The organism is Bacillus sp. LK2 (genome assembly GCF_001043575.1).
GTDB lineage: Bacteria > Bacillota > Bacilli > Bacillales > Bacillaceae_G > Bacillus_A > Bacillus_A paramycoides.
In genome coordinates this window covers 1-12,382 of the sequence record NZ_LDUK01000067.1, presented here as the reverse complement: position 1 = coordinate 12,382, position 12,382 = coordinate 1, and the positions used below count along the sequence as shown (strand labels likewise).

Here is a 12,382-nt window from a genome sequence, read left to right as displayed (position 1 = left end):
AGTGGCTGTACAACAGGGCATTCCAGTACCTGCATTTTCAGCAGCAATTTCTTATTATGACAGCTATCGTACTGCAACACTACCTGCAAACTTGTTACAAGCGCAGCGCGATTATTTTGGAGCACATACGTATAAACGAGTGGATAAAGAAGGTACATTCCATACAAAATGGAAATAAAATAAAAAAATGGACCAAGATTAAATTCTTGGTCCATTTTTTATCCCGCAATTCGCAGGCGGTAAGACTCCCACTGATGGAAGTTTCACTTTATTGGAATAATAACACACGCGCTGGTGATGCATCTGTACCCATTAGTTTTAATGGGGCCGCAACCATAAAGTATGTTCCTGCTTCTACTTCTTTAAATGTTAATCCTTCGATTACAATAATATCGTGTGCAAATAGTGTTTTATGGGTTGGGTGACCTTCTTGGGCACGTTCAACACCTAATGCATCAATGCCCACACCGCGAATACCTTTTTCAGCAAGCAGTTTCGCACCGCTTTCAGCTAAATAAATAAAATCGAAGTTAAATCCTTCATCAAAGGAGTTCTTTGTTTTAAATAAAACAAAATCCCCTTTTTGAATATCGAAATCTTTCAGGTCTTCAGCAGTAATGCCACCATCAACATGTGTCAGGTCAAAAACCTTTGCTTCGCCTACTAATTTCTCAATATCAAGTGTTTCAAACGTGTCTCCGTCATTTATCATATGCAAAGGCGCATCAATATGCGTTCCTGTATGAGCATCCATTTTTAATGTGGATTCTGTTACATGACCGTTTGTAACTTTGGAAAGTTGAGGCTGTTTTTCCGGTTTGTTTTTATATACAGGCATTCCTTCGTAAATAGGTACTGTAATATCATATACTTTTTTCATAAGAATTCCCCCTTGATTAGATTGAGTAGTCATTATCATCTGAAATAGGCCACCAATGGAAGTTGTTTTCCGCAAGTAAATCATCAGAAGCTTGCGGTCCCATTGATCCTGATTCGTAAGTAAGTAAATCTGTTGATACATCCTGTTGCCATGCTTTAGAAATAACATCAACAAATTTCCATGATAATGCTACTTCATCCCAGTGAGTGAAGTTTGTTGCATCGCCTTGAGTTGCATCATATAGAAGTTTCTCGTAAGCTTCTGGTGTATTTACTCCGTCCACGCAGTCAATGCAGTAATCAAGCTTAAATGGTGTTGTTTTTTCAGAAGTACCAATTTTTTTACCGTTTAAAACAAGAGAAACCCCCTCATCCGGCTGAATATGAATAATAAGCAGGTTTGGATGAACGTTGTTTTCTGATTTAGAATATAAGTTCATTGGCAATTCTTTAAACTGAATGACGATTTTTGTTGATTTTTCTTGCATGCGCTTACCTGTACGAATGTAGAACGGCACACCTGCCCAGCGGAAATTGTCTATTAATAATTTACCTGCCACAAATGTTTCTGTTCTTGAGTTTGGATCCACTTTACTTTCGCTTCTGTATCCAGGAACTTCTTTTCCATGGATTGTTCCTGATCCATACTGACTTCGTACAAAATATTGATCAACTTCTTCTACTGTTATTGGTCGAAGTGCGCGCAATACTTTAATTTTTTCGCTTCGGATTTCTTCTGTTGTTAAACGAATTGGCGGTTCCATCGCCAGTAAAGCAACCATTTGTACCATATGATTTTGTACCATATCTCTTAAAGCACCGGAATGGTCATAGTAACCACCGCGGTCCTCTACACCTAAAGATTCACTGGATGTAATTTGAATATTAGAGATGTACTTATTGTTCCATAGTGATTCAAATATTGCATTTGCAAAACGAATGACGCCAATATTTTGAACCATTTCTTTTCCTAGATAATGGTCAATGCGATAAATCTCATCTTCCGAAAATACGTGACGAAGTTTTTCGTTTAATTTTTGTGCGGATGGCAAGTCATGTCCAAAAGGTTTTTCAATAATCAATCGATTCCAACCGTTTGAGTTTGTCACACCTTCTGATTTTAAGTAAGAAGCGATTGTTCCGAAAAATTCAGGAGCCATTGCCATATAATACATTCTGTTTCCTGGAATATTGAATTGTTCTTCTAGGTTAGTAAGTAACGTATTCAAATCTTGGTATGAAGCGGTATTCGTAACATCAAACGCTAAGTATCGGAAATGAGTTAAAAATTCATCTAAATCATTCCCTGGTTTAATTTTTGACTCTTGAATAGAGGAAAATACATTTTCACGAAATACCTCATCACTCCATTCACGTCTTGCCACACCAACAACAGCAAAATTTTTAGAGAGCTGTCCTTTTTTATATAGGCTATATATAGAAGGGAATAATTTTCTCTTTGCTAAATCGCCTGTTGCTCCAAATATAACCATAGTGCAATGTGTATTGTCGTTCTTGTTCACTGGGTACCCTCACCTTTATTAATGTATAAATAGTATCTTAGAAGAGTTTAACATAATTCGAAAGAAGTCTCCTACTTTTAAGTATGCGTAAGAAAGCAAGATTAAATCTTTTAAATTATTTTAGGGTGAAGATTATAGAAAATCAAAAGAAGAGCATGAAATCATTCATACAATGTAATGTAGTATTACCTATAGAAAGTTATCTTCATTTTTGAGCATATGGATTGCTGCCCTTCTTTGTCTTAAAACTTTGCACGTGGCAGGAAAGGGCCCTGACCGCTTCTATGCATGGCCAGTCCCTCCCAGGCCATGTGGCGGTACCCCAATTAGTGATTAAAACCATAAAAAATAGGCGTATCAAGCAAAGTGCTAATACACCTTAAAACTACATTATTAAACAACATGTGTTGTCGTGTAGTATATCTTATATATCTTTAATTACTTTAGATTCAGTATCACATATTAGACTTCAGTTCTTTTGGTGGAACCTTATAATACATTTTTTATTTAACTCGACCATATCCTGCAATATATTTACTCCAATACGTACTATTTAAGCTAGCCTCACCAACTCCGGAATTACTAGCATTATAAAACTTGTTATCACCAATATACATACCAACGTGGGTAATACCTGATTTGCCTGGAACCGTTCCTTTAAAGAAAACTAAATCTCCTGGTTGAAGAGCCGTTCTTTCGATACGTGTAGTACTAGTGTATTGATCTTGCGATGTGCGTGGTAATTTAATCCCCTGTGTTCCATATCCCCATTGCATTAATCCCGAACAATCAAATCCAGTTTGAGGACTATTTCCACCATATTTATATGGTGTGCCATCATATTTTTTCATAGCTGAATAGACTTTGCTAAATTGGTTCGCAGTTATTGAATTTTTTGTGGAAGCTGATATAGATTGTATTGTATTTCCCTTTTGAGAAACACTATCAAGTTCATCTGCAGAAGCAAAACTACTACCCGATCCTAGCATGACACCTAACGTTAATGCCCCAATAATAATTTTCTTCATAAATTTCTCCTCCTATAATCTTTTTTAAGAATTTATTCTTCTCACCTAATAGATTAATCGGGATATACAGAGAAATAAATGTAGGGAATTAGACAGTATTCTACATGTTTTTTATGTTTTGTATTTTTATTCATATTTTATTTTACTATCTTTATTTAACGTAATAAATTGAGGGGATAGATTCATGATTTATGCAATAAAAGCATAAAAATTAATCATCGGAATATTCAGATGTAATTTGAGAAATATAGAAAACTATTTATGGAACGATACTCATGAAATAGTCGTATATTTTATAAAGTAATAATAAAGTTATTGAATTTTGTTATGAAATATATATAAGCCTTGCACATTTTATTGTAGCAAGGCTCTTTAAAGTTGTTTAATTTCTATCCATTTAATTATATTTGCACTCAAAAATTAATAATAAAGTTATTTAATCCCTATTGAACTAAAGCACCTGTTAGTTAAAGAACAATAAAATGTACTGACAAGCAATAGATATGGAAATTAGGTTAAAGAAGTTAGTGATTGCATTTACTTGCTTGATTTGCAAACCAAATTGCTCCTAATTAGCCAGTCTTTGATTAGTCCTTGTACTATTTTTCGTTTTTCTATCTGAAGCATATGACCAGCACCATCTAAAATGGAAAACGTAGTATTCGGAAATTTTTCTAGAAGAAAGAAGTGATCTTTATACCCACAGATAGAATCTTGTTTCCCTAGAATGATGAGTGCAGGTTGTGTAAGGGTACCTACATTATTAAGTGGTTCTTCAGAAAGAAAATACCCTTTCTCTCTCCAATTTGACATTAAAAAATTTTTATTAGCTAACAATCGTCCAGGTTGGATTTCGTTTAAAAAGTATTTAAGGTTCTCTTTATTTTGATAATTCATCAATGTTTCGAAAGCCATTCTTATATCAGAATCCAATTCTTTTAATAAATCTTCATCTTTTGTAACGACTATTTTTTTAGGAAGATCTCTATCTTTCAAATGAAGTGAAGTGGCCAACAAACAAATACTCTTTACATTTTTATGTCTATGGTGCAAAACACCTTGTGCCAAATATCCTCCAAATGAAAAACCAATAAGAGAAAATGCTTGGTTAGGAATTATCATATTGATAAAATCCAAAATATTTAAAAGCATATCATCTGAAGAGTTGAAATTTTCGTCAATTAAACTTCGACCGTGAGCAGGTAAATCTATATATATTCTCTGAAAACCCTGAATCTCATCAAAAATTGGCTCTATCCAAGCTTTCATAGATTTATGGTCTGTACCCATTGAATGCATTATTAATATTGGAAAACCATTACCTACGGTTTCATAATAAATACTACCTTTTGCAACTAAGCAATCCATCGGAATTTTTCTCCTTACTCATGTTACTTTTATCCGAACCAATTTATGTCCACCTACTATAGAGAGTTCGGTATTAAGTTAAAAAAACCTTTTGAACTGCTTGAAAGAAAGATTTTTAAATGACTATGTTGTGTATTAAATAACTTTATTATCACAGTACAAAGAAAACAAAAAATAACTCCAAAATTAACTTTTGTCGTATATTTTGGAGTTACTTGACGTTTACATTTATGCCACTCTTTCTAATCACAAGTTCGTTCTCACTGATTATGCCTTGAAAATGTTCTTCTTTATTTTCTTCGAATTCCATTATTAACACCTATTTCCCTTAACCTTTATTAATTGTTCTAATTCGAATACAGACAGTACAGTAATGTGTAAAAAGTTTTTTAGAGCATTCCAAAACTCTCCATGATCAATTAATGATACCTGAAGAATGCTTTCCCAAACATCAATCCCAACCTCGTTATATTGAGGATTTCCTTTTATAAGGCAACCTTTTTGTATAGTAAACGAGACCGAATTTGGTTCTACAGCTTGATGAAGTTCAAGTGAAGGAACCAAATCAATCGGAGCATGTAAATGCATATTATTCAAGGATTATAAAAAGGCTTCTTGATAACAAAGAGTAATTTTCTCTATCTTTTATTCGAAAGTTAACTTCTTATTTGTGGTGAAGTGCCCTCTCCTACTTCTGCTACTGGCTCAGTGTAAAAATTCAACTTTTTCTTTTAGGCGTTTTCTCTTGTATAGGATCATGAATTCACTTAGACAAAAATTAATGGTTGTTTCTACTAAATCATTAGTACGTTAAAAATGTGTCTACAGGTTCTTAACATATAGGTTACATTCACATGAAATTAATCAGTTGTTAATTTTATGTGATGTTGTAATTGCTATCATCATTCCTACTAAATTACGAAGGCTTTTATTGTAATGTAAGTATCACTTTGATGTTAATAAGATAAGACCTGACTGTTAATAATCCAATTTGAACAAATGTTCCTTTTTCATAGCAGTGATGTAATTTTTTAGCGTAATACTATTAGAATGTCCAGGTTTAAGAGATTATTTACAGGAATTTTAAGAACTTTTGCATCAGTCAGCTTAACCTTGGACTCTCTTTTTAACATGTTGAATATAATTTGAGATGCTTGCTGTTGTTCATATGAAATTAACAACCTCTCTTAATGACTTTCCAGGAATGACTGAAATTGACAAGGAATTGAATTCAAATGAGGCACAGAGCATATTTTTTCTGACAACATATACAGTAATGTGAGCTAACAAGTACTAAGTGAAGAACAGTGCATTAACATAACATTAACAATTATCGTTCTTATAAGAGATAAATCCTGTTAAAACAACTAGGTAATAAAGAAAAGCTTAGTATGAATTGTTATAAGATCTTCATGAAATCTCATTAGCAATATAAATACATACGTCTGATAGTAGTTGTTTGAGTATTAAAGATTTTAAACGTGATTTATATAAGGTGTATAAATAAGGTTTGTATATAAAGTTTGTATAAGCGGCTTATAAAAAATATTAACATTTAATAGATATATAATATTTAATTTATCTTTGATATAACGACATTTTCATATACGACTTATATATAAGATTTGCATATAAGTCGTATAATAATATTTGTGAGTTTCATGTTAATAAGAAGAGGTTATTTTTTATGTGTTTTTATCAATTTTATTCCGGATATTTTAGTATTCTTTATTAAAATGTAAATCACATGAAATTTAAGATTGATATAACATGTATACGCATTATATATACGTCGTATATATAAACCCCTATAAAATATAGAGTATTTCTGATTTATTTGTTATAAGTCTTATATATAAGTCCTATATATAAGTTTTATTTATAATGACTTGATATACAACGTGTAATGATGTACTATGTTTCTAGGAATAATTAACCAATGCTTTAAGGGGGGGACAACTTGAACGAGGTTTTAAGTGAAAAATATCAAACAATCAAGTTTGTAGATGAAGTAGTAAACATGTTTGCTGATATACTTGAACAAGATGAGATACTCTACAGTGTATTTCTATACATAGGAAACGTAGTAAATAAACAATTTCAAGAGACAAAGTACATGAGGGGCATATCTATTAATGAAATAGTGGAAAATGTAGTTATTGATAGGAGAGTAAAGAAGAAAAAAGGAAAATCCTATTCATTAGAAGTTGAACGTACAAATATATCTAGACGTTCAGCAGAAATAAGTGTGAGTACGCTATCATCAATGTCTTTAATCTATGAAAAGACTATGCATCCATATAAATTTTTAATCTCAACTTATAGAGGACAACAAGTACTTATTGAGTTAGGGAAAAGAAAAAAGGTAAATAAGGAGAGATAAAATAATGGCAAAAAACTTCTTGAAGAATGAAGTAGCAGTTAAAATGACGATGGTTGGATTTGGTCAAGCTGGTACTAGAATGGTAGATAAATTTGCGGAATATACACATACAGATGGCACAGCAGTATATAATTGCTTAGCACTAAATAGTAATGATGGAGATCTAGCTGAATTAAAAAATGTACCAAAAAGCAATCAAGTTTCACTTAAATTAGGTGGTTTAGGTAAGAACCCTGAGCGTGCGGTAAAAGTTCTTGATTCAAATGAGGAAGCAAAAGAAAAACTAAAAGAATTTATTACTGAGCGTGTAAGACCTTCTGATGAACTTGTTTTATTCTTTGCAGGTTTAGGTGGAGGAACAGGAACTTCTACAATCATTAAAGCTATTGAAGAATTTTCGGCTTTTCATAACAAGCCAGTAATCAGACAAGAATTACAAAAAGTTGCGCAGGAATATCCAATGGCTGAAATCAAAGCAAATCAAGCAAAGTTTGCGAGAATTGCCTTTGAAAATGCTATTGAGCGCAAAGACTTTATTAAAATGGGGATTGTTGTAACACTTCCTGTCCGAGCAGATGGGCCGGATGTATTACGACAAGTAAATAAATTTTCACAGGAGATTTGGAAATTAGCAAATGATAAATCAAAAGGTGTAGCATTTGTAGTATTTGCTGATAACCAGCACTTTTACGATGAATTTAAGGAATTAAATGAAAATGAGAAAAAAGGTATCGCCAATTCACGAGATTATGCAAATCAACGCATTAGTGAAATTATTCATGAGTTAAATACAGCTGCCAATGGATCTGGTACATCTGTAATACTCGATTCCCAAGACTTTAAACGTATTTTACTTGAGAAAACGGGCTGTTTAGTAATTAATAAGGTTTCACGTAATATGAACCAGATAGAAAATAGCCATGCAATTATAGAGATGTTCCAAGAATCATTAAGAGGCAGCTCTTTCCATCCCCCAATTGATTTGATGAAGAAGAATAACGACGGTTCTGTTGAAGCGTCAAAAGTACATCATTTTGGTATGCTCGCTATCTTAGATGAGCAAAAAAACATTAATGATTCCTTTATGGATGATGCTAAGGTAGAAGTTTCAAATAATCTACCTATAAATGGTACAGTTTTTAACGGATATTTGGTAAGTAAGAATGATTTCTTAGGAAGTGTATATACGTTCTATAAAACTGATGCATTACCATCGAGATTATCTAAAGGGTTAGTTGAAGAATTTAATGAGTTTAAAGAAAGACAAAGCCAAATTCAGTTTACAAAGTCTCAAATTAGTACTATCGAGAGTATAGATGAGGATGAGGATTTAGGTTTTGCATTTGGAGATTTTATCGATATGGGTAGTGACGAAGAAAATAATAATGCTGGAGCAAATGAAGATGCTGAATTAGCGGATTTTCTAGATCCAGATAAGATGTTTGGCACTACAAAATAATAAAAAAGTCTGGATCTTTATCCAGACTTTTTTATTATTCCACAGTATTCATAAGAGATTTTATATAATCAATAATATTATCCTGTATGTACTGCTCAATGAAGAGTTGCTTTTTACCCAAATCTTCCTCCTTTTTAAACCATCCTGCCTTTCTAGTACGTTCTTCTTCAGGTTTATTATCCCATAGACTCTCTGCTTGTTTTCTTAATTCCTGACGTGCTCTATGCTCAATAATGAAATTATCAAGTCTATCTTGGCGTTGACGTAATTTTAGGGTTTCTGCATCTTCTGGTTGCGGTAACTGTTTTAGTATACTTTCTACCCTCTCTTCATAATGAGATTGGATATGTTTTATTTTTTCTTCTAACTGTTTAGTTACCATTTTTTCAATAATTTCTGCAGTGGCTTGAAGGTTTAATTCAGTAGATACTTCACTTGTTTGATGCTCTGGTGATACTGGTCTTAAATCAAATTGGTGTGGTAAAAGGTCAATAATTGCATCTAAAGACCATTTTTCATCCCTTTTTTGCTTTATAAATAGAGCAATTTCAAGATCTAAAGTATTATAGAGTTTTTCGTTTGTATTTTGGGTTCTTAACGTTTCGTGAAGCCCTTTTTCCTCTAGAATATTGAACCAATTATAAACTGTATTATGATGACGTCCGACTAGTTTAGAGAATTCCGTTATCCGCCATGCTTTTTCGAAAACATTATCATTTAATATGTCATCATCGTTAATTTGATGGTCTTGTGTTTCGTTTTTTTGCTCAATCATTGTAACTACCTCCTTAAAAATCAACTCATGAACACCCAATTTGTAATTAACATGTGAACTGAAATTAACATGTTAGACAGTATTTCGATAATATTCATGTGAATCCCTACCTATTCAGTAACTCACATGAAATGTAAAATTGACATGTAATTGAATGTTTGTTAACAAAACATTAACTGTTGATACAGAATGCGCTTGATTTGTTAATGTTATTGTTAACTCTAAGTATATAAATAGTAATGTTCTATCAATGGAAATGCCTATCTTTTATGTTTGTTACATTACTGATAGTTGCCATGAGATTAACAAATCATGTTACTTAATATTAATGATAAGGAAATATAGGTGTTTTGTAAACAAGTTATAAGGATATAATCAATGATGTTACGGAAAAACAACCAGATTAAACTAGGAAACTTAAATTATAATGTATAAAAGCTAGAAAAAAAGGTAATAATACTACTAATTTAGTAGTATTTCGTGAGTTAGAATGTATGTAGTGATCTAGGACCAGAATCTACATAAATAAACTTTAAGAGTTAATTCCCGCTCTATGCTGCGATTAATATGATATGTATGAGTATTTTAATACGGTATGGAATACTTGAGGTAGATTTATGTAGTTACGTTAATACTAGTGATTTCTAAACAGCCTAATGATGTCGTTTATCTAATATAAAACAGCATTTTTTATATTAAAGGCGGAAATCATCTGATTTAGGACTAGATTTTGGCTTAGTACTGAGATTAACATGAGATATGAAATTGACATAGAAAGGGTTGTGAAGTGATGATCTTTGTTAATTGTTAATGTCTTATCAACCGAAAGACTATTGGGGACTGCTGTATTTGTGGTATCTTTCTTAAAGCGCGCCCTTTTATATAGTGTGTTTAGTAATTACTTTAATTAATATGAAGTTCAAATGTACTAAAATTCTATTCCAATCAATTAAACAAGTTTTTTGATACCTCTTTAATGTTAGTTAATTAATTGTGGGCACAAATAACATAATAAATAAAGAGAATAAAACTAACATACGCATCAGTTGTCAAACGATCCTGGTAAGAATACCTACAATATTATCATTAACATGAGATTGATATTTAAACACTTCACCATATCTATTGTTAATTTCATATCAACTGAAAAGATAAAATATTAACAGTGTAGTATCCGATCTAAATTTTATGAAACTGCAATGTTTATGGGAGTATGTCAAAAAAAACAATTGCGAGCTGTCATATAGGTTATCAATAGATTGAAGTTTGTATTTGATTAGAAGTTTTATATTTTGTTGCAAGTCCAGGTTGTAGGCTCTATAGCTATTTATAATTCTTTCTATTAAGAAGTGTTTCTTATAAGGTTGCTAATGATGTTAAATGAATATGTACACTTATTGTGTTAAAAATGTTGCTATAAAATTAACAGTTCTCTTCGTGTGCATGATTACATGTTAATGTTAGTTGATATGTTAATGTGAATGTATTTGTAAAATGGATTTTTATTGTTTACATAACATTAATATGGGGGTTAATTATATATTAAGCAGTTTAAAAAATCGGCTGCATATAGAGATCTGGAGTTTTTGTACAAAAACTCCAGATCTCTTGTAAATAATTTCTTAGAAATAGTATTATGCTAAACCATGTTTGATTGTCATGGGAAAGTTTGTTCAAATGAAAGTGACAAGAACCTGAATGCATATTGTTAATAGTAAGAAGTTATCTATAGTGCAATTCCAAGTGTTAGGCCCTTTAGCTATTTATAATTCTTTCTATTAAGAAGTGTACCTTATAAGGTTGTTAATGATATCAAATGAATATGTATACTTATTGTATTAGAAATGTCGATATAAAATTAACATCTCTCTTCGTAGGTTTGATTACATGTTAATGTTAGTTGATATGTTAATGTGAGTGTGTTTTGTAAAATGGGTTTTTATTGTTTACATAACATTGATATGGAAGTTAATTATATATTAAGCAGTTTTGAGAATTCGACTGTATATAAAGATTGTAAGGTTTTTGTACAAAAACTCCAAATTTCTTGTAAGCAATCTCCTAGAAATAGTATTATGCTAGAAAATGTTTGATTGGCAGGGGAGAGTTTGTTTAAATGAAAGTGACAAGAACCTGAATGCATATTATTAATAATAAGAGGTTATCTATGGTGCAATTCCAATTTTTATTTAGACTAATTATAGGTTGTATTTCTTATAGAACTTAAATGAGAAGAGGTATTGACATTCAAATTGTATAAAGATAATCTTGTACATAAATATCAATTGTTTAAGAGTTATATACAAATAAACAAATTTATAATTCTTGCTAAACGGACACACCGAAGGCACATAGCCTGCCATTGGTATGTCTCTTTTGTATTTTTTGGAAGGGGAGTAAAAGATAACCGTGAATACACACATGAAATTTTCCAAACAGAATTTTAATATTCATGGGGTTAAGTTTTTTGATGGTCTATTTAACATCATCAAGCTTGAAAATGAACGAAAAGAGTTATCATCTTCAGCTTTAACTACCTATATCATGCTTCACTTTGAATGTAATGATATTGGAATGCCACCACGTGAATTTCAAATTATGGATTTTGCTAAGAAAAGTGGGATTCCCTACACAACAATTTATACAAGATTTCAAGTTTGCTTGGATCGTAAGTTCGTAAAAGAGACACCTTTTTCTAGAGTAGTAATATCAGTATGTTCAAGTTGTATAGATTTTTTGCACCAGAACCAGATATAGCTCTAGTTCCTGTTGGTTTGCTATGAATAAGTGATGTTATGTAAGAAAGGTGGTACAAGTTAATAGATGGCAATAGGTAAGATGCCCCTAACGGATTGATGCAAGGGTTAATCTTATCTATTGTCATCTACATTCAAATATAAAGTATTAGAAATGATGATTATAGCTAACTGGTATATCCATTCTAGGGAAACCGCCCATACCCATTCC

Annotated in this window: 7 protein-coding genes and 3 pseudogenes; 4 read left to right on the top strand and 6 right to left on the bottom strand. The window is 31.7% G+C overall.

The features are described 5' to 3' along the window. A pseudogene (locus tag VK90_RS29525) lies at positions 1 to 178 on the top strand (NADP-dependent phosphogluconate dehydrogenase); the annotation flags it as partial. 90 nt (positions 179 to 268) lie between these two features. Here the strand turns inward: VK90_RS29525 and VK90_RS26040 are convergent. From VK90_RS26040 to VK90_RS30970, 5 genes and pseudogenes are all read right to left on the bottom strand, one after another. Then, positions 269 to 880 carry a cyclase family protein gene (locus VK90_RS26040; protein WP_033719835.1) on the bottom strand — a complete coding sequence of 204 codons (612 nt, stop codon included), beginning with the start codon at positions 878 to 880 and terminating at the stop codon, positions 269 to 271. A 16-nt stretch (positions 881 to 896) separates the two neighbouring features. Continuing rightward, the gene (gene zwf, locus VK90_RS26035; RefSeq protein WP_033719833.1) at positions 897 to 2,372 is read right to left on the bottom strand and encodes a glucose-6-phosphate dehydrogenase; all 1,476 of its coding nucleotides are present in this window, start codon (positions 2,370 to 2,372) and stop codon (positions 897 to 899) included. A gap of 533 nt (positions 2,373 to 2,905) precedes the next feature. Beyond that, positions 2,906 to 3,430 carry a C40 family peptidase gene (locus tag VK90_RS26030; RefSeq protein WP_002175008.1) on the bottom strand — a complete coding sequence of 175 codons (525 nt, stop codon included), beginning with the start codon at positions 3,428 to 3,430 and terminating at the stop codon, positions 2,906 to 2,908. Between the two features lie 537 nt (positions 3,431 to 3,967). Beyond that, a complete protein-coding gene (locus tag VK90_RS26025; protein ID WP_048376375.1) occupies positions 3,968 to 4,798 on the bottom strand; it encodes an alpha/beta fold hydrolase in 831 nt (276 codons plus the stop codon). 312 nt (positions 4,799 to 5,110) lie between these two features. Then, positions 5,111 to 5,392: pseudogene (locus tag VK90_RS30970) on the bottom strand (hypothetical protein); the annotation flags it as partial. 1,366 nt (positions 5,393 to 6,758) lie between these two features. Here VK90_RS30970 and VK90_RS26015 point away from each other — a divergent pair. Together VK90_RS26015 and VK90_RS26010 are read left to right on the top strand one after the other, a co-directional pair. After that, positions 6,759 to 7,181, top strand: coding sequence for a hypothetical protein (locus VK90_RS26015; RefSeq protein ID WP_002175004.1), 423 nt, complete (start codon positions 6,759 to 6,761; stop codon positions 7,179 to 7,181). Positions 7,182 to 7,185: 4 nt separating this feature from the next. Further along, the gene (locus tag VK90_RS26010) at positions 7,186 to 8,640 is read left to right on the top strand and encodes a cell division protein FtsZ (protein WP_002175003.1); all 1,455 of its coding nucleotides are present in this window, start codon (positions 7,186 to 7,188) and stop codon (positions 8,638 to 8,640) included. Positions 8,641 to 8,674: 34 nt separating this feature from the next. On the opposite strand, the gene VK90_RS26005 is transcribed toward VK90_RS26010, so the two are convergent. Next, on the bottom strand, positions 8,675 to 9,415 hold the full coding sequence (locus VK90_RS26005) for a MerR family transcriptional regulator (protein ID WP_048376371.1): 741 nt from the start codon (positions 9,413 to 9,415) through the stop codon (positions 8,675 to 8,677). Positions 9,416 to 11,824: 2,409 nt separating this feature from the next. On the opposite strand from VK90_RS26005, the pseudogene VK90_RS26000 reads away from it, so the two are divergent. After that, a pseudogene (locus tag VK90_RS26000) lies at positions 11,825 to 12,106 on the top strand (hypothetical protein); the annotation flags it as partial. Between the last annotated feature and the right edge of the window lie 276 nt (positions 12,107 to 12,382).

Bases quoted from the DNA above. Each gene is read 5' to 3' on its own strand.
- VK90_RS26040 (WP_033719835.1), bottom strand. From the start codon at position 880: ATGAAAAAAGTATATGATATTACAGTACCTATTTACGAAGGAATGCCT.
- zwf (WP_033719833.1), bottom strand. From the start codon at position 2,372: ATGGTTATATTTGGAGCAACAGGCGATTTAGCAAAGAGAAAATTATTC.
- VK90_RS26030 (WP_002175008.1), bottom strand. From the start codon at position 3,430: ATGAAGAAAATTATTATTGGGGCATTAACGTTAGGTGTCATGCTAGGA.
- VK90_RS26025 (WP_048376375.1), bottom strand. From the start codon at position 4,798: ATGGATTGCTTAGTTGCAAAAGGTAGTATTTATTATGAAACCGTAGGT.
- VK90_RS26010 (WP_002175003.1), top strand. From the start codon at position 7,186: ATGGCAAAAAACTTCTTGAAGAATGAAGTAGCAGTTAAAATGACGATG.
- VK90_RS26005 (WP_048376371.1), bottom strand. From the start codon at position 9,415: ATGATTGAGCAAAAAAACGAAACACAAGACCATCAAATTAACGATGAT.